The sequence below is a fragment of the Microvirga sp. 3-52 genome (assembly GCF_018383585.1).
Taxonomy (GTDB): domain Bacteria; phylum Pseudomonadota; class Alphaproteobacteria; order Rhizobiales; family Beijerinckiaceae; genus Microvirga.
This window is the reverse complement of the sequence record NZ_JAHAMK010000017.1, coordinates 85,881-102,230: the sequence shown is the minus strand read 5'-3', so window position 1 is coordinate 102,230 and position 16,350 is coordinate 85,881. Positions and strand designations below refer to the sequence as shown.

General features: G+C 64.1%; 19 protein-coding genes. 7 read left to right on the top strand and 12 right to left on the bottom strand.

All coding sequences use genetic code 11. The annotated features are described in order from the left end of the window. Positions 1–209: 209 nt before the first annotated feature. From KHP60_RS14700 to uvrC, 10 genes are all read right to left on the bottom strand, one after another. On the bottom strand, positions 210–815 hold the full coding sequence (locus KHP60_RS14700) for a glutathione S-transferase N-terminal domain-containing protein (RefSeq protein WP_213565070.1): 606 nt from the start codon (positions 813–815) through the stop codon (positions 210–212). Positions 816–879: 64 nt separating this feature from the next. Beyond that, on the bottom strand, positions 880–1,728 hold the full coding sequence (locus KHP60_RS14695) for a 23S rRNA (adenine(2030)-N(6))-methyltransferase RlmJ (protein ID WP_213565069.1): 849 nt from the start codon (positions 1,726–1,728) through the stop codon (positions 880–882). A gap of 89 nt (positions 1,729–1,817) precedes the next feature. Further along, a complete protein-coding gene (locus KHP60_RS14690; protein ID WP_249688788.1) occupies positions 1,818–2,384 on the bottom strand; it encodes a ribonuclease T2 in 567 nt (188 codons plus the stop codon). Between the two features lie 92 nt (positions 2,385–2,476). Further along, complete coding sequence (locus tag KHP60_RS14685; RefSeq protein ID WP_213565067.1) at positions 2,477–2,908, bottom strand: hypothetical protein; 432 nt, start codon at positions 2,906–2,908, stop codon at positions 2,477–2,479. 81 nt (positions 2,909–2,989) lie between these two features. After that, positions 2,990–4,036, bottom strand: a complete 1,047-nt coding sequence (locus KHP60_RS14680; protein WP_213565066.1) for an extensin family protein — start codon at positions 4,034–4,036, stop codon at positions 2,990–2,992. Positions 4,037–4,544: 508 nt separating this feature from the next. Then, positions 4,545–4,793 (bottom strand): hypothetical protein, encoded by a 249-nt coding sequence (locus KHP60_RS14675; protein WP_213565065.1) that lies wholly within the window; start codon positions 4,791–4,793, stop codon positions 4,545–4,547. A 66-nt stretch (positions 4,794–4,859) separates the two neighbouring features. Then, a complete protein-coding gene (locus KHP60_RS14670; RefSeq protein WP_213565064.1) occupies positions 4,860–5,315 on the bottom strand; it encodes a molybdenum cofactor biosynthesis protein MoaE in 456 nt (151 codons plus the stop codon). 22 nt (positions 5,316–5,337) lie between these two features. Then, on the bottom strand, positions 5,338–5,589 hold the full coding sequence (gene moaD, locus KHP60_RS14665; protein ID WP_213565063.1) for a molybdopterin converting factor subunit 1: 252 nt from the start codon (positions 5,587–5,589) through the stop codon (positions 5,338–5,340). Next, positions 5,586–6,191: a CDP-diacylglycerol--glycerol-3-phosphate 3-phosphatidyltransferase gene (gene pgsA, locus KHP60_RS14660; protein WP_249688787.1), complete on the bottom strand. Its 606-nt coding sequence runs from the start codon at positions 6,189–6,191 to the stop codon at positions 5,586–5,588. Before pgsA ends, moaD begins: the two co-directional genes overlap by 4 nt. A 127-nt stretch (positions 6,192–6,318) precedes the next feature. Further along, entirely contained in the window at positions 6,319–8,322 is a 2,004-nt protein-coding gene (gene uvrC, locus KHP60_RS14655; protein ID WP_213565061.1) for an excinuclease ABC subunit UvrC, read from the bottom strand. 111 nt (positions 8,323–8,433) lie between these two features. On the opposite strand from uvrC, the gene KHP60_RS14650 reads away from it, so the two are divergent. From KHP60_RS14650 to KHP60_RS14620, 7 genes are all read left to right on the top strand, one after another. Further along, positions 8,434–9,594 (top strand): benzoate/H(+) symporter BenE family transporter, encoded by a 1,161-nt coding sequence (locus tag KHP60_RS14650; protein WP_213565060.1) that lies wholly within the window; start codon positions 8,434–8,436, stop codon positions 9,592–9,594. 62 nt (positions 9,595–9,656) lie between these two features. After that, on the top strand, positions 9,657–10,181 hold the full coding sequence (locus KHP60_RS14645; protein WP_213565059.1) for a hypothetical protein: 525 nt from the start codon (positions 9,657–9,659) through the stop codon (positions 10,179–10,181). A 154-nt stretch (positions 10,182–10,335) separates the two neighbouring features. Next, complete coding sequence (locus tag KHP60_RS14640; RefSeq protein ID WP_213565058.1) at positions 10,336–11,268, top strand: ribose-phosphate pyrophosphokinase; 933 nt, start codon at positions 10,336–10,338, stop codon at positions 11,266–11,268. Positions 11,269–12,017: 749 nt separating this feature from the next. Next, positions 12,018–12,635, top strand: coding sequence for a 50S ribosomal protein L25/general stress protein Ctc (locus KHP60_RS14635; protein ID WP_213565057.1), 618 nt, complete (start codon positions 12,018–12,020; stop codon positions 12,633–12,635). Between the two features lie 87 nt (positions 12,636–12,722). After that, positions 12,723–13,334 (top strand): aminoacyl-tRNA hydrolase, encoded by a 612-nt coding sequence (gene pth / locus KHP60_RS14630; RefSeq protein ID WP_213565056.1) that lies wholly within the window; start codon positions 12,723–12,725, stop codon positions 13,332–13,334. Between the two features lie 19 nt (positions 13,335–13,353). After that, positions 13,354–14,451, top strand: coding sequence for a redox-regulated ATPase YchF (gene ychF, locus KHP60_RS14625; RefSeq protein WP_213565055.1), 1,098 nt, complete (start codon positions 13,354–13,356; stop codon positions 14,449–14,451). Between the two features lie 281 nt (positions 14,452–14,732). Next, the gene (locus tag KHP60_RS14620) at positions 14,733–14,885 is read left to right on the top strand and encodes a hypothetical protein (protein WP_213565054.1); all 153 of its coding nucleotides are present in this window, start codon (positions 14,733–14,735) and stop codon (positions 14,883–14,885) included. 31 nt (positions 14,886–14,916) lie between these two features. Here the strand turns inward: KHP60_RS14620 and KHP60_RS14615 are convergent, their stop codons facing one another. Beyond that, positions 14,917–15,690, bottom strand: coding sequence for an alpha/beta fold hydrolase (locus tag KHP60_RS14615; RefSeq protein WP_213565053.1), 774 nt, complete (start codon positions 15,688–15,690; stop codon positions 14,917–14,919). A 156-nt stretch (positions 15,691–15,846) separates the two neighbouring features. Further along, positions 15,847–16,272 carry a group III truncated hemoglobin gene (locus tag KHP60_RS14610; RefSeq protein ID WP_213565052.1) on the bottom strand — a complete coding sequence of 142 codons (426 nt, stop codon included), beginning with the start codon at positions 16,270–16,272 and terminating at the stop codon, positions 15,847–15,849. Between the last annotated feature and the right edge of the window lie 78 nt (positions 16,273–16,350).

The window sequence follows — 16,350 nt, the reverse complement described above, 5'->3', positions numbered from 1 at the left end:
TCACGAACAACCTGACCGCCAAGATCGAAGGTCTGTACGTGAACCTCGAGCGCGACGACAACTTCGTCAGCCCGACCGCAACGGGCGGCAGCGACGAGAGCGAGTTCGGCGTGGTGCGTGCCGGTCTGAACTTCAAGTTCGGCACCTACTAAGATCCATCGCTCACGCGATCGACGAAAGGCCCGGGTCAACGCCCGGGCCTTTTTATTTTATGGCGTCACCCTGGTCTTGGAATAGGCCGGGACGCGGGATTCGAAATCGGCCACCCAGGCGACGAGCCTGGGATAGCTCTCGCGCCAGCGGCCGCCGAAGCGCAGATCGAGATAGCCCAGCGCACAGGCGAGAGCGATCTGGCCGATATGAAGAGGCTGGCCTGCTGCCGAGAGATGAGCCTCCGCGTGATCGAGACCGCGGCGCACCTTGTCGGCCTGGTGGCTGACCCATTTCGGCTCATGTCTGTCTTCCGGTCGGAAGCGGCCCTCGTAGACCTGCAGCAGCGCCGCATCCGTGATGCCGTCGGCAAGTGCCTGATCGCGCAGGGCGGAGAATCTCTCCGGACCATTGGGGATGATGCCGCCGCCCCCGGCGAGATGATCGAGGAAATCCACGATCACGCGGGAATCGTAGAGCACGTCGCCGTTCTCCAGAATCAGCGCCGGGATCTTGCCCAGCGGATTCTGCCGCCGGATGGAATCCTCAGGGTTCAAGGTATCCGCATCGACGATCTGGATGCGATCGGAGAGTCCGAGGATCGAGGCGGAGAGTTTGACCTTCCGCCCGAAGGGCGATGCGGGCGAGGAGCGGAGAACGAGCATTGATGACCCCTGGTGAGAGAATGACAGGAGTCATGAACGCTCGCGTCCCGAACGGCAATCCGCTTTAAGCAGGAGGCCCGAAGGCTTCACAGCGATAAGCCCCGTAGCCGCTGCGCGACAGGCGCTCCGCCAAAGCCGGCAGCAGCCTTTCCGCCTCCTCTCTCAGAGACCAAGGCGGATTGAGGACGAAGAGGCCGCTGCCGTTGAGCCGCGACGGATCGCGCGGATCATCCACATAGAGTTCGAGGCGAAGCCCCGGGCGTGTGCTTTCCTCATGCAGTTGTGCCGCCGCCGCATCGACAGGGTCGACATCCTTGATCGGATACCAGCCGGCATAGACGCCGGTGGGCCATTTCTTCAGAGCGGCGATCAACTCCGTCCCGAGCCGGTCCAGTTCGTCGGGCTTCTCGTAAGGCGGATCGATGAGCACGAGTCCACGCTTCTCCTTCGGCGGAATCAGCGCATGAAGCGCCGTCCAGCCGTCCAGATGCATCACCTTGAGATTCGCCACCTCATTGTAGGCCTCGTTCAGCACCGCGTGATCGGCCGGGTGCAGTTCCACGAACACGCCCCGGTCCTGCCGCCGCAGAAGCTCGCGCACAATCGCTGGCGAACCGGGATAGGCGGTCGCGCCATGCCGTGCTCGCACGTCGGCCACCACGCTCCGGTAGGGGGCGAGGATCTCCTCCACGTCAGGCGAAAAGGCCTCGCCCAGGCGCCCGATCCCTTCGACCCACTCCCCTGTCCGTCCGGCCTCGTCGCCGGCAAGGTCGTAAAGACCGATCCCCGCATGGGTGTCGATGACGCGCAGCGGTGTCTCCTTGCGCTGCAGATAGACCAGGATACGCACCAGGAGAGCGTGCTTCATGACGTCGGCGAAATTGCCGGCGTGAAAGGCGTGTCGGTAATTCATTGTCGTCCTAAACCATCGGATTCAAAAGTAGACCTCACTTTGGGGGCGATCCGATGCTCGTCTCCCTTTTGGGCGCATCCTTCGATGCCCTATCTCACCGCCGGGACCGTAATCTCGCCTGCGCGGCAACTGTCTCCGTCGACCTCCGGACACCGGCGGAAGCCACGCAGATCCTTGGCAAGGCAGATGCGGACCTCCTGAAAAATACGCCGTCCGCAGGAAACGGAAACCATGTCGGCATGCAAGCCCGGATTGGCGTTCATGAAGGCGCGCTCGATCTCGCTCGGTAGCACCTTGGAGCGGCTGTCCAGGGACTTGAACCCGTCCGGGATGCGCACGAGTTCGCGGGCCTGCCGAACCGCCCGGAAATAGCCGCTCGGCGACTCGCCCGTGCAGGTTCCGTGCTTGCGCCACTGATAGCGCGCCAGGTTGTCGTCAGGGAACAGGCCGCTGGCATCGGCGAGCGCCGCCCGCGGAACGAAGCGGCCGCTCGGCTCGCAGAAGCTGGGATAGCCCTGCTCCCGCTGGGGCCATAGGCCATGGGTCACGAAGCCGAGACCGCTGCCGGTATCGCATTGCCGGCTTCGGCTGCCGCTGTTCTCGCAGAAGCCGGGCGACCAGGAAAGAGCCAGGACATAGAAGTCGAACTGCCCCATGGGGGCGCCCCTCGCCTCCCGGGGGCCCTGAGCTGCAGAAGGAAGGATCGAGAGAAGGCAGGCGCCCGCGAAGGCAAGGCACCAGCGCAGGATCAAGGAGCCGCCTGCTTGCAATGCGGCGCGAAAGAATAGTGGCGGTCGAGGCCGTCGACGCAGGCCTCCGTGTTCCAGCCGATGCCGATGAAGCCGAGATCCTCACGGATCGAGAAGTTGATTCTCCGCTTGTAGCCGTCGGACACGATCACGGTGCCGGTGCAGAAGCGGCGGGGGATGTAATCGAGCCCCCAGGGACGCCATGCGACTTCCCGCACGCGCTCGAAGCCGACCAGCTGGAGGTCTGAATTCCAGAACCGGCCCTCTTTATGGGCGAATCTCGAGCTGATGTCCCGGAGCACGGAGGGATCGGCGCAGGCCGGCAACGACGCGTCGAAAGGCTCCTCCCGCCGTTCCGCGGGATTGATCTCGCGCGCAAGCGCAGGCGCGCTCAACAACATGCAGGAGATGAAAGCCGCCAGCCACTTCATTCGAATGCTCCGCCAAGTCTACAGACCGTATAACATCGACCATGTGGGCGGCGCCCGCGAAGGTCAAGATCCGCTTACGCTTTAATAGATGGCGTGGCTGTTGAGCATCATCGGCTGGCCTGAAGAACGCCCCTGCTGCCTCGGGGGAGCATAGGTCTGTTCGGCCGGCCGGCCGGCGGGCGGAAGGGGCGCCGGGGAATAGGACTGGGATATGGGGTTCTTTGAAGATCCCGCATTCGGTCCCGGCAGATCGGCCGCATAGGCCCCACCGGAGGAATAGCGTGTCGCCGGGGGAACCGGCGCGGAGATGACCGGAGACGGCGGCGGGGGCGCCGGCGGAATATGGGCCTCCCCGTCTGGGACGTCCTGCTCCAGATCGACGGGAGCCAGGTCGCCTGACGCCGCCGCGCTCTGGAGAGCCTCGCGGCTGCGTTCGGGATCGATTCGGGGGGCGAATTTCAGGATCGGCTTGCAGATGCGCCGCTCGCCCCGGGGATCATGCCGCGCCAGGTCGATATGGAAATGATCGTAATGGAAGGCGTCGGAACCCGGGCCGAGCACCGTGGTGAAGTAGCGGCAGGAGCCGACGAAGGCCTCGCGCAGGAATTCCTGTTCGGTGGCATCCCCTCCCCGCCAGCCCTTGACCACGGAGATCTCCCGGCCATCGGCCAGGACGAAGCCCATCACGTCGAGCGCATTGCCGAACGCGTGCTCGGAGACCTTCGCACCCCGCTGGTTGTTGCGGGGACGGCAGGAATAGGAGCCCGCCTTGATGTCGGCCAGAGGCACGCCGAAATACATTTCGGCCGCGGGCCTGACGATCTCGTCCAGCCACGTATCGATGCGGGGAATGATCGGGCAGGCCAGCGTGACCTTCGACTTCAACCCCACCGCGCCGTTGTTGAAGGCCGAAACCTTGAACGGATAATCCATGCCGCAGACGCCCGGCCCGTCGATCTTGGAGCTGAGAGCCATATAGGCGGAGGGCTGCACGAGGCGCTGCGACAGGCAGGCCTCCTCGGCCTGGGCACGCCAAGGCTCACGCTGCTCGAACCGAAACAGCCCGCAACCGGTAAGCCCAAGCCCAATGAGCGATAGGGCAAAAAACGCAACTAACCCACGACGCATGAACGGGAGACTGGCCCAAAGGTCGTAAACATCCGGTCAACGTCGGAAAATGTCCTCTGAAGTCGGCTCGATTCGGTTCCCCTCAGACGCAGTTTCGCACACCGATCCCCGCTGTGCCCAGGTGCGACAGAATCGAGCAGGAACTTTTTTCGACTAAATTTGCGCAGATATTCCACTTGGGGAAACAAGGAGTTAACTTCTTGTTAACGATTACATTGCTTGCAGCCACGTCGTTTGCGACACTCCGGGGCGCTTCTCAGGATCCCGCAGGTTTGATAGGGTGCCTCTGCATTCAGATAGGGGATTAACCCCTTCAGAAAGAGGGGCTTCGATGAACCTGACTTCGAACCTGGACTGGACGTCCAAGCTCAACATCGCCGCCGTCTGCGTTTCCTTCTCCTTCATCTGCGCTGTTTTTTCTGGTCTTTTCTAAGACAGCATCGACGGCCCCTGGTGGAGCCGAACATCGATTTCATGGTTTCAACGCTGCCGCCTCCGGCAGCGTTTTTCATGTCTCCGGACAGGGCACTTCCGTGATGCTCCAGGACATCACGTTGATCTCCATCTGGCACTGCGCCAGCTTGGGACCCGCGGCGGTCCTGAGACAGACCTTCTCTCCGGGCGCGAACATCCTGCCTTGGGCCCGGCAATAGCAATCGAGCGGATTGTGGGCCTGGGCCGTCTGGGACATCGGCACTTCGTGGGCCAAGACCGGGGCTGCCGCGATCAGGCCGAGAAAGACAACGACGCTGCGCATGAGACGTCTCCGTATGTCATTTCACGGACGATGCTCATCCTGTCACGAGACCGCGTCAAGCGTCGATTATCGCCACCTTTCCGCCGCCCGGTCGTCGGCCTCCTTGGCCTCGACCCAGGCGCCGACCAATCCATCCTTGAGATGCTCGCGCTTCCAGAAAGGCGCGTGGGTTTTCAGGTAGTCCATCAGGAATGAGGCCGCCTCGAAGGCCGCTTGGCGGCTGGCGCTGGCCGTGAGCACGAGAACGATTCCCTCGCCCGGCACGATCTTGCCGAACCGATGGATGATTGTGAGGCCGAGAAGGTTCCAGCGGGTCTGCGCCTGGGCGGCGATGCGGCCGATCTCGGCCTCCGCCATGCCTGCGTAATGCTCGAGTTCGAGGGCCGCGAGCCGCCCGTCCTCGTCCCGGCACAGGCCGGTGAAGGCGACGACCGCCCCGATATCCGCCCTCCCGTCGGTCAGGGCCGCCGTTTCGGCGGCGGCATCGAAGGGCTCGGCCTGGATGCGGATGGTGTGTGCCATGGCGGTCCCGCCCCTCGAGAGGCTAGCCGCCTGTCATGGGCGGGAAGAAGGCGATTTCCCGGGCCCCTGCAATCCGGGCCTCGGGCTTGACGTGGACATGGTCGATGGCAGCCCGGACAATGCCTTCGTTCTCGAAGGCATACTCGTATTCCTCACCCCGGCCTCTCAGCCAGCGCACCAGTTCGGCGACCGTCCCAATGCCGTCCGGCACCGCGACCTCCTCGTCCGTCCGGCCGATTCGCTCGCGCACCCAGGCGAAATAGACGAGCTTCATGGCCTCTCACCCTCGTCGACGAGGTGGTGGATGCCGTTCTTGAAGTAGTCCCAGCCGGTGTAGATCGTCAGGATCGCCGCGACCCAGAGCAGGACGATGCCGATCAGGGTGTTGTTGGGCAGGACCGTCTCGCCGGCCGGCCCGGCGATCAGGAAGCCCAGGGCCACGAGCTGGAGGGTGGTCTTCCACTTGGCGACCCGGCTCACCGGAACGCTGACCTTCAGCTCGGCCAGGAACTCGCGCAGGCCCGAGACCAGGATCTCGCGGCACAGGATGACGATGGCCGCCCACAGCGCCCAGCCGTGGATCGTGCCGTCGGCCACCAGCATCAGCAGGCAGGCGGCCACGAGAAGCTTGTCCGCGATGGGATCGAGCATGCGCCCGAGCGCCGATTGCTGGGCGAAGGTCCGGGCCACGTAGCCGTCGAGGTAATCGGTGATCGCCGCCACGGCGAACACGATGAGAGCCAGCCAGCGCGACCAATGGTCCTCGGGCCAGAACAGGAGGCCGACCACGGCCGGCACCGCAACGAGCCGACCGTAGGTCAGCATGTTCGCCAGGTTGAAAGCCTTCGAGCGGCCCAGGGAGGAAACGGTCTTCATCACAGCTGCAGGAAGCATGAGGACGGTCGGTCCGTCAATCGGACAAGCCTCGGTTGCACACCCCCGCCAGCCGGCGAACACGGCAATGTGAGGCCCGCCTGACCTCTGGTGCCCCGGACTGTCATGCTCAGCTCCTCTCATGGAAGAAGTCGAAGACCGCGCGGGCCGTTGCGGCATTGACGCCGGGCGCCTTCATCAGGTCCTCGAGGGCGGCGCGCTGGATCGCCTTGACGGTCCCAAAATGGTGCAGGAGCGCCCGCTTGCGGGTCGGCCCGATGCCGGGGATCTCGTCGAGAGGGTTCTTCACCAGCTCGCGCTTGCGTTTGGCGCGATGCGCCCCGATGGCGAAGCGGTGAGCTTCGTCGCGGAGGCGCTGCACGAAATAGAGCGCGGGATCCCGCGGCGGCATCTTGAAGGGCGGCTGGCCGGGCTTGAAGAAGGTCTCGCGCCCGGCATCGCGGTCGCGTCCCTTGGCGATGCCGACCAGGGACACGTCGTCTTCGCTCACGCCCACCTCCGCCAGAGCTTGTCGGGCCGCCTCCAGCTGGCCCTTGCCGCCGTCGATCAGGACCAGATCGGGCCAGGCGGGAAAGGCGTCGTCTCCCGTCGGCCCGTCCGCCTCCGAGCCCCTCGGCTCCTCCTTCACCAGGCGGGCGAAGCGGCGCTGCAGCATCTCGCGCATCATGCCGTAATCGTCGCCGGGCTTCAGTTCCTCGGACTTCATGTTGAAGGTGCGGTAATGCTGCTTCATGAAGCCGTTGACACCCGCCACCACCATGGCGCCCACCGCATTGGTGCCCATGATGTGCGAGTTGTCGTAGACCTCCACACGCCTCGGCACTTTCGGCAGCCCGAAGGCCTGGCCGAGGGACACGAGGAGCTTCTGCTGCGACGAGGTATCGGCGAGGCGCCGGCCCAGCGCCTCACGGGCATTGCGCAGCGCGTATTCGATGAGCTGGCGCCGCTCGCCGCGCTGAGGCGAATGGATCTCGACCCGGGTCTCGGTCCGGGTGGAGAGCGCCGCCGCCATGAGCTCGGCGTCCTCGATCTCGTGCGAGAGCAGGATCAGGCGGGGGGCCGGCTTGTCGTCATAGAACTGCGCCATGAACGAGCCCAGAACCTCCTCCCGGCTCATGGACTTGTCCGCCTTCGGGAAATACGCGCGGTTGCCCCAGTTCTGCCAGTTGCGGAAGAAGAACACCTCGACGCAGAACTGGCCGGCCTGCTCGTCGAGGGCGAAGACGTCCGCCTCCTCCACCGACTGCGTGTTGATGCCCTGCACGCCCTGGATGGCCGACAGGGCCGCCAGCCGGTCGCGGCAGCGTGCGGCGCGCTCGAACTCGAGTTCCTCGGCCGCGGCTTGCATCTCGTCCGTAATGCGCTGCTTCACCGCATTCGACTTGCCTGACAGGAAAGCGCGCGCCTCGGAGACCAGCTCCGCATATTCCTCCGACGAGATCTCGTTGGTGCAGGGCCCGGAGCAGCGCTTGATTTGGAACAGCAGGCAGGGCCGCGTGCGGTTCTCGTAATAGCTGTCGTTGCAGGAGCGCAGCAGGAATGCGCGCTGCAGCGCATTGATGGTGCGGTTCACCGCCCAGACGCTGGCGAAGGGGCCGTAGTAATCGCCCTTGCGCTTCCTCGCGCCGCGATGCTTCACGAGCTGCGGCGCCTCGTGATCGGCGGTGAGCAGGATGTAGGGAAGCGACTTGTCGTCCCGCAGCAGCACGTTGTAGCGGGGCTTGAGCTGCTTGATGAGATTGGCCTCGAGCAGCAGCGCTTCGGTCTCCGTCGCCGTGGTGACGAATTCCATCGAGGCGGTCTGGCCGATCATCCGGGCGATGCGGTTCGAATGCGCCTGCCCGCGCGCGTAGGAGCCGACGCGGCTCTTCAGGCTCTTCGCCTTGCCGACATAGAGCACGTCACCCTTCGCATCGAGCATGCGATAGACGCCGGGCGCATTGGGAAGGGTATTCCAGAAATGCCGGATGACCTCGGTGCCGCGCTGAACCGAATCGGGATTGACCTCCAGATCGAACTCGACGTCCGAGCCGCTTTCGACGGCTGTGGACTCATCGTCTTCCTCGTTGTCCAGAATGTCCGGCGGGACGTCGTTGGTGGTGTTGCGACTCATGGGAGAGATTTAAGGGCTCGGGAGTCGCGAGGAAAGTGCCGCCGACGAACTGGCGCAGCCCCGCCGTTCGGTCTAAACGGCTAAGCTCCTGGAATAGGCAAGGGAACGGTCATGCGCCTGTCGATCGTCACATCAGCCGTCGTGGCGGCCCTGGTGGGTTTCGGCAGCACGATCGCCATCATCATCGCGGCCGCCCAGGCGGTGGGTGCCGATGCCGCGCAGACGTCGTCCTGGGTGGCATCCCTGTGCCTGGCGACAGCGGCCATCAGCGGAATCCTCAGCATCCGCTATCGCATTCCCGTTGTGGCGGCCTGGTCAACGCCCGGCGCGGCGCTGATTGCGGCCTCCAGCGGGATCTCCATCCATGCGGCTGTCGGGTCGTTTCTCCTGGCAGGCGCTCTGATCGTGCTCGCCGCTTTCATCAAGCCGTTCGGGCGGCTGATCGAGCGCATCCCCACCCCGATCGCGGCCGCGATGCTGGCAGGCATTCTCATCCGCTTCGTCATGGCCGTGTTCGAGAGCGCTCAGGCGGCACCCGGCCTGGTACTCCCGTTGGTCGGTCTCTTTCTGGTCATGCGCCTCTACAACGCGGCCTTTGCGGTGCTTGCGGTCCTCTTCGTAGGCCTGGGGCTTGCCTTCGGGGGCGGCCTTGCGCAACCTCTCGCCGCCGGTCTGAGCCTGTCCTCCCTCACCTTCATCGAGCCGGCCTGGGAGCTGGCTGCCCTGATCGGATTGGGAATCCCGCTCTTCCTGGTCACCATGGCGTCGCAGAACCTGCCCGGTTTCGCGGTTCTGCGGGCATCCGGGTACGCACCTCCATCGCGACCCATCCTGGCCGTTTCCGGCCTCGCCTCCGTCGTCACGGCATTTTTCGGCGCCCATACGAGCAATCTCGCGGCGATTTCGGCCGCGATCTGCACCGGGCCCGACACCCACCCCGATCCGGCCAAGCGCTGGATGGTCGGTCCGTTCTACACCCTGTGCTATCTGATCATCGCCGCATTCAGCGCGGCTCTGATCGGCCTGATCGCCGCCTTGCCTCCGGAGCTCATTCGGACCGTGGCAGGACTTGCCCTCATGGGCGCCTTTGCCGGCGCCTTGAGCTCGGCCCTGTCCGAGAACTCAAAGATCCTTCCGGCAGTACTGACCCTGGCTGTCACAGCCTCCGGCCTGACGCTCCTCGGGATCGGCTCTGCCTTCTGGGGCCTGACGGCAGGCCTCCTTGCCCTCGGGGTCGATGCCCTCGCCCTTCGCCTGCGTAAGCGCGCCTGATCTGGACGGCGGCCTCCGTTAAGCTTAAAACTTCGTTACGAAGAACAAGAACGGGGGCCTCCATGGCCGGGATGAAGCATGCATGGCGGCTTGCCGCTATGGTCCTGACGGCGGCTCTGGGAGCCTGTCAGGGAACGTTCAGCGGGTCGCCGGAAGGCGTTCCGGTGGCCCTGGAGAGCATCGACGGCGCCCCGGCTCCCATCCGCACGGCCCTGGTCGACGAACTGGCCAGCGCGGCCACCGACCGCAAGGTCGACCTCGTCGGCGCCAGCGCCCAGGCGCGCTACCGGGTCCGCGGCTATTTGTCGACCTCGACCGAGGATGGGGAAACCAAGGTGGCCTATGTCTGGGACGTCTTCGATTCCCAGAAGCGCCGGGCCAAGCGTCTGGCCGGATCGAGCCCCGTTCCCGCCTCCTCCATTTCGGATCTCGACAAGGCCGCGCTCGCCAAGCTGGCGCAGGCCAGCATGGACGAGATCGCCGAGTTCCTGACGGCGGCCAAGTCAGAAACCGTGTCCGAAACGCCCGAAGCACCCATTCAGACAGCGGAGGTTTCGGGCGACGAACCCGCTGTTGCGTTGCAGTGATTGCATGACTACAGGGCAAACTTGCAGCATATCGAAAGCCTTCCATCTATTGTGACGGTTTCATATCGCTGCTAAGAGCCTTGCGCCCAGCCGTGCAGGGATTATGGCATTGCGCAGCGCGGGTTATCGGTCACTCGAAGCCAAAGTTGCTTGCATGAAGCTCGTTGCGGGAAATTCCAACCGTCCGCTGGCAGAGGCCATCTCCGCCTATCTCAATGTGCCGTTGGCCAAGGCTCAGGTCAGGCGCTTCGCGGACATGGAGGTCTTCGTCGAGATTCAGGAAAACGTGCGCGGCGAGGACACCTTCATCATCCAGTCGACCTCGTTCCCCACCAACGACCATTTGATGGAGCTTCTCATCATCACGGATGCACTGCGCAGGGCGTCAGCCCGCCGCATCACCGCGGTGATCCCCTATTTCGGCTATGCCCGCCAGGACCGCAAACCGGCCGCCCGTACCCCGATTTCGGCCAAGCTCGTCGCCAACATCATCGCCCATGCGGGCGTCGATCGCGTACTGACGCTGGATCTCCATGCGGGTCAGATTCAGGGCTTCTTCGACATCCCGACCGACAACCTCTTCGCCGCTCCCACCCTGGCGCGCGACATCAAGGATCATCTCGACGGCGGCAACCGCATGGTGGTCTCGCCCGATGTGGGCGGCGTGGTGCGCGCCCGCGCGCTCGCCAAGCGCATCGACGCGCCGCTCGCCATCGTCGACAAGCGCCGTGAGCGGCCCGGTGAATCGGAGGTGATGAACATCATCGGCGACGTGTCCGGCCGCTCCTGCATCCTCGTCGACGACATCGTCGATTCCGGCGGCACCCTGGTGAACGCCGCCGACGCGCTCCTCGCCAACGGGGCGAAGGAAGTCTACGCCTACATCACCCACGGCGTCCTCTCCGGCGGCGCGGTGGCGCGTATCGCGGGCTCCCGGCTGAAGGAACTCGTGATCACCGACTCGATCATGCCGACCGAAGCCGTGAAGGTCGCCCACAACATCCGGGTCATCTCCATCGCCCAGCTCATGGGCGAGGCCATCGGCCGTACGGCGACGGAAAGCTCGGTGTCGAGCCTGTTCGACTGAGCCGAGAGGCTACGGCCTCTTGGGGAAGCCAATCCCTATCGCGGTTTGAACCTAAGCGTTCGGCGCTTGATGCCTGTTCGAGGAAATCTATCAGAGCACCTCGCAGGTCATCCGGGGCCCTTATCTCAGGTGAAAGTTCCTACGGCGCCCCGGTGGCATAGCAGATACCGGCCCCCCGGTTTTTATTTCGCCAGCATCATTCTCCTCTCGAAGAACGCTGACTAGGTGCTTCCATAAGTAACCGTCTCTGTTTTCGAGAGGTGCAGCGTCATCGACGGGAGCCCGTCCGACGGCGCAATTAAAGTTCTTTGGGTTCTGGCCTGTTACGAAGACGCTCTGAAGCCCGTCGACATTCTCCTTGAGAGGGTCTGGAAGAAGCATGGCGGCAAGGCGCGGGGAGCTCCCGGAATAGTCGCACCTGCTTTTCGAGACGATTTCCTTGAGGGCTTGGAGTTGATCCCCGGATCAACGCCGGGAAGGGGATGACGCGATGGGGCATGACACCGTCCCTGGTCACACGCTCCCCCGGTCCTCTGATCTTCATAAGGAAACAGGGAAAGACGGCGGATGTCCTGATCAACTGCGCCAAGCAGTTTTTCTTGCCCTTCAAGGCACTTTCCCCTATAAGCCGCGTCGCGCCCGCTCGACACCCTTGGAGGCACGGGCGCTAACCTCATGGCCGCCGGTAGGTTTTTCTGAAAAACCTGGGCGGCCATCGGTTTTTAAACCCATTTCAAAGGACCACGACCATGAGCGAAGTAAAGCAAATCAAGGCCGTGGCGCGCGACCGGGCCGGCAAGGGGGCCGCCCGGGCCGTTCGTCGCCAAGGCCAAGTTCCCGCCGTCATCTACGGAGCCGGCCAGCCGGCCCAGGCGATCGCCCTCGACTTCAACCAGACCAAGCAGCTGATCTTCGCCGGTCACTTCCTGACCACGATCTTCGAGATCGACGTGGACGGTCAGACGACCCGCGCCATTCCGCGCGACTACCAGCTCGACCCGGTGCGGGACTTCCCCGTCCATGTCGACTTCCTGCGCCTCGCGCAGGGTCAGGCGATCAAGGTCGTGGTGCCGGTGCACGTGGTCGGCCAGGAGAAGAGCCCCGGCGTGAAGCGCGGCGGCGCGCTCCAGATCGTCGAGCACTCGGTGGAACTGCTCGTTCCGTCCGACGCGATCCCGGACTTCATCGAGGTTTCGATTGCCGACCTCGAGATTGGCTCCTCGGTTCACCTCAACGACATCGCCCTGCCGAACGGCGCCAAGGCGACTTCGACCGAGAACATGACCCTCGTGACCGTCGTGGCCCCGACCGGCCTCACGGAAACGGATGCGGCTCCGGCGGCTGCCGAAGGCACCGCTGCTGCCTGATCGGCCTGATCGGGCGTTCAAGCCCATCGATCGGCTTCGACGCTCCGACCGCAAGGCCGGAGCGTTTCTTATGAGCAGGACCAAGCGATGCGCCTCTTCGTCGGCCTCGGCAATCCCGGATCCCGCTACGCCAGGAACCGCCACAATATCGGTTTCATGGCCGTGGACGAGATTGCGCGCGTGCACAACGCTGGCCCCTGGCGCAAACGCTTCCATGCGGAAACGGCGGACGCGGTGATCGGCGGCGAAAAGGTCCTGCTGATCAAGCCGCAGACCTATATGAACCTGTCCGGCCAGGCGGTGGGGGAAGCGCAGAACTTCTTCAAGATTCCCCTGCATGACGTGACGGTCTTCTACGACGAGCTCGATCTTCCGCCCGCCAAGCTGCGCGTGAAGATCGGCGGCGGCAATGCCGGCCATAACGGGCTTCGCTCGATCTCGGCCCATTGCGGTAATGAATATCGCCGCGTGCGGCTCGGCATCGGCCATCCCGGCCACAAGGCTCTGGTGCAAAGCCATGTGCTGGGCGATTTCGGAAAAAGCGAAGGGGAATGGGTCGAGGACCTGTGCCGGATCATCGCAGACAACGCCGCCCTTCTCGCCAAGGCCGAGGACGGGAGTTTTCAGAACAAGGTCCACCTCGCCATGGAGGCGAGAGGCTGGACGGACGTGAAGCGGCCCGGAGAAAAGGCCACATAACAAACAAAGGAGTGAGGCCATGGGCTTCAAGATGGGCATCGTCGGCCTGCCGAATGTGGGCAAGTCCACCCTCTTCAACGCTTTGACGCAGACCGCTGCCGCGCAAGCCGCGAACTATCCGTTCTGCACCATCGAGCCCAACGTGGGCGACGTCGCGGTGCCGGACGAGCGGCTCGACCAGCTCGCTTCCATTGCCGGCTCGGCGCAGATCATCCCGACCCGCCTCACCTTCGTGGACATCGCGGGCCTCGTGCGCGGCGCGTCGCGGGGCGAAGGTCTCGGCAACCAGTTCCTCGCCAATATCCGCGAAGTCGATGCCATCGCCCATGTCGTGCGCTGCTTCGAGGACACGGACATCACGCACGTCGAAGGCAAGATCGATCCCATCGCCGATATCGAGACCATCGAGACCGAGCTGATGCTGGCCGACCTCGACAGCCTCGAGAAGCGCGTCACCGCGCTCGAGAAGAAGGCCAAGGGCAACGACAAGGAAGCGAAGGAAACCCTCGACCTCGTCAACCGCACCCTGCCCCTGCTGCGCGAGGGCAAGCCTGCCCGTCTGGTGGAGCGCAAAGTCGAGGAAGAGCGCCTGTTCCAGATGCTCGGCCTCCTCTCCTCCAAGCCCGTGCTCTACGTCTGCAACGTGGAGGAAGCTTCCGCCGACAAGGGCAACGCGTTCTCCGCACGGGTTTTCGAACGTGCCAAGGAAGAAGACGCCAAGGCGGTGGTCGTCTCGGCCAAGATCGAGAGCGAGATCGCGGTTCTGCCGCCCGAGGAGCAGAAGGACTATCTCGACGCGGTCGGCCTCGAGGAACCAGGGCTCAACCGGGTGATCCGCGCCGGCTACGACCTTCTCGGCCTGATCACCTACTTCACCGTCGGCCCCAAGGAAGCCCGCGCCTGGACGGTCACCAAGGGCACCAAGGCTCCGGGTGCCGCGGGCGTGATCCATACGGATTTCGAGAAGGGCTTCATCCGCGCCGAGACCATCGCCTATGCGGACTACACCTCACTCAAGGGCGAGGCCGGCGCACGCGATGCAGGCAAGCTGCGGCTGGAGGGCAAGGAATACACGGTGCAGGACGGCGACGTGATGCACTTCCGGTTCAATACTTGAGGTCAAAACGACTCCTCTGGTCCTTAAGAAGGTCGCTTTCTTGCACCCTCTCCTCTTTATACCCTCTCCTCATACCCTCTCCTCGTCATGGCCGGCCTTGTGCCGGCCATCCCGATCGGAAGAGCTCAGAGTTTCATGCCATCGGGATCACCGGCACAGGGCCGGTAATGACATGGAGGTTGAGAAAAGACGGCCTCCTCAATCTGTCGGAATCCTGAACAGGGGCTTTTTCGTCCGTTCAGGACCGTTCTGCGACAAAGCCCGCATGAAGGATGTGATTCATGCAGGCTTTTTTTGACAACTTCGTCTCTCCCGGGCTCGGCAATGCCGAATTCTTCGTCGGCGTGCTCGTGGCCTGCGGATTTCTCATGATCGGCATTTCGTCCCTGATGCCCAGGAGCGGCAACGACAAGCTCGAGTGGTGGGAACGCTAGCGACTCGTGCGGATCCGAAGGGCTGCAGATGCTATGGACGGCCCGCCGCTTTCAGGATGAGCGAAGCGATGATGTCGGGCTGTGAGATGAGCGAGAGATGGCTCGCCTTCACCTCGATCGTCTCCGCCCCCATCCGCTTGGCCATGAAGCGTTGCAGGTCCGGATTGATCGTTCGGTCCTCCGTCGAGACGGCATAAAAGTTCGGCTTCGACCGCCAGGCCGCCTGTCCCGTCCTGCCGGCCAGCAGCGCCTTGTGGAACGGCTCCTGCACGGCGTAGAGCACCTTCGCCCGCTCCTCCGGCAGATCGCCCGCGAAATCGCGCAGGAACGCGGCCTCGCTGAGCCTCCCCTCATCGCCGTCGTACATGATGCCCGCCGTCGCCGGAGGCGCCGGGTACTGCATGGCGAGGGCCGCGTAGTCCTCGCCGGCATCGGGCGCCCGTGCCGCCACGTAGACGAGCGACGAGACCCTCGGGTCGACACCCGCTTCCGTAACGATCATGCCGGCGAAGGAGTGGCCGGCCAGCACGGTGGGCCCCTCCTGGCGGGCCAGCACGCGCCGGGTCGCCGCAACGGCCTCGTCAAGAGTCGTCAGTGGGTTCTGAACGGACGTGACGTTGAGCCCGGCTGCCTGAAGGCGCGGAATCACTTCGGACCAGCACGACCCGTCGGCGAACAGCCCATGCACGAGCACGACGTTCCTTGCGGCCGGGACAGGATCCGCGGCTCGTGCCGGGCCCGAACGGAGCGGTGTCGCGGCGGCTATGGCCACGAGCGATCCGAGGAAAGTGCGACGATCCATCATGGAAGGCTCCCAGGAGCCGATGTGCCGCGCAAGTTTCCAGACAATTGTGAAGATTGTGGGTCTTCGTACCGCTTGTGGCGGTGGACCGCCCGCACAGAATCCTAACGGAGCGGCGCCTCGGAGCTTTGCCGGCGAAGCGGCCAAGCGGAACCCGCTCTAGGGAAGCCGCAGCGCCTTCGGTCCGATCCCGAGGCCGATTTGCAGGCTCTCCGCGATGCGCCGCGCTCGGTCCACGAAGAAATCCGCCACGTCCGGCTCGCAGATGTCCTGAGCCGTCTTCTCGAACAACGACAGCCAGCGGGCGAACAGCTCCGGCGTGAGCGGAAGGCCGAAGTGGGCGGTCTGCGGCTTGCCCTGGTAACGGCCGGTTCTCAGCGCGATCGAGGACCAGAAATCCACCATCAGCGCCAGATGCTGGCTCCAGCGGCCGGAAAGAGCCTTATGGAAGATCGGCCCCAGCTCCGGATCGCGGATCACCCGGTCGTAAAAGGTTTCCACGAGTTCACGGATCAACGCCTCCGATACGCCCTCCACCGGGCTGACGATCGGGATGCTGCGGCCTGTGGCGGCTGAATCGGCCAATGCGGATCTCCTCTTGAGCCAAAAGGGACAGGAGCATCATGCACCCATCCCGTTCAACCAATCTTTGCGAAACATCAA

Coding starts and splice junctions, on each gene's coding strand:
- KHP60_RS14700 (WP_213565070.1), bottom strand. CDS start 815: ATGCTCGTTCTCCGCTCCTCGCCCGCATCGCCCTTCGGGCGGAAGGTC.
- KHP60_RS14695 (WP_213565069.1), bottom strand. CDS start 1,728: ATGAATTACCGACACGCCTTTCACGCCGGCAATTTCGCCGACGTCATG.
- KHP60_RS14690 (WP_249688788.1), bottom strand. CDS start 2,384: ATGGGGCAGTTCGACTTCTATGTCCTGGCTCTTTCCTGGTCGCCCGGC.
- KHP60_RS14685 (WP_213565067.1), bottom strand. CDS start 2,908: ATGAAGTGGCTGGCGGCTTTCATCTCCTGCATGTTGTTGAGCGCGCCT.
- KHP60_RS14680 (WP_213565066.1), bottom strand. CDS start 4,036: ATGCGTCGTGGGTTAGTTGCGTTTTTTGCCCTATCGCTCATTGGGCTT.
- KHP60_RS14675 (WP_213565065.1), bottom strand. CDS start 4,793: ATGCGCAGCGTCGTTGTCTTTCTCGGCCTGATCGCGGCAGCCCCGGTC.
- KHP60_RS14670 (WP_213565064.1), bottom strand. CDS start 5,315: ATGGCACACACCATCCGCATCCAGGCCGAGCCCTTCGATGCCGCCGCC.
- moaD (WP_213565063.1), bottom strand. CDS start 5,589: ATGAAGCTCGTCTATTTCGCCTGGGTGCGCGAGCGAATCGGCCGGACG.
- pgsA (WP_249688787.1), bottom strand. CDS start 6,191: ATGAAGACCGTTTCCTCCCTGGGCCGCTCGAAGGCTTTCAACCTGGCG.
- uvrC (WP_213565061.1), bottom strand. CDS start 8,322: ATGAGTCGCAACACCACCAACGACGTCCCGCCGGACATTCTGGACAAC.
- KHP60_RS14650 (WP_213565060.1), top strand. CDS start 8,434: ATGCGCCTGTCGATCGTCACATCAGCCGTCGTGGCGGCCCTGGTGGGT.
- KHP60_RS14645 (WP_213565059.1), top strand. CDS start 9,657: ATGGCCGGGATGAAGCATGCATGGCGGCTTGCCGCTATGGTCCTGACG.
- KHP60_RS14640 (WP_213565058.1), top strand. CDS start 10,336: ATGAAGCTCGTTGCGGGAAATTCCAACCGTCCGCTGGCAGAGGCCATC.
- KHP60_RS14635 (WP_213565057.1), top strand. CDS start 12,018: ATGAGCGAAGTAAAGCAAATCAAGGCCGTGGCGCGCGACCGGGCCGGC.
- pth (WP_213565056.1), top strand. CDS start 12,723: ATGCGCCTCTTCGTCGGCCTCGGCAATCCCGGATCCCGCTACGCCAGG.
- ychF (WP_213565055.1), top strand. CDS start 13,354: ATGGGCTTCAAGATGGGCATCGTCGGCCTGCCGAATGTGGGCAAGTCC.
- KHP60_RS14620 (WP_213565054.1), top strand. CDS start 14,733: ATGCAGGCTTTTTTTGACAACTTCGTCTCTCCCGGGCTCGGCAATGCC.
- KHP60_RS14615 (WP_213565053.1), bottom strand. CDS start 15,690: ATGATGGATCGTCGCACTTTCCTCGGATCGCTCGTGGCCATAGCCGCC.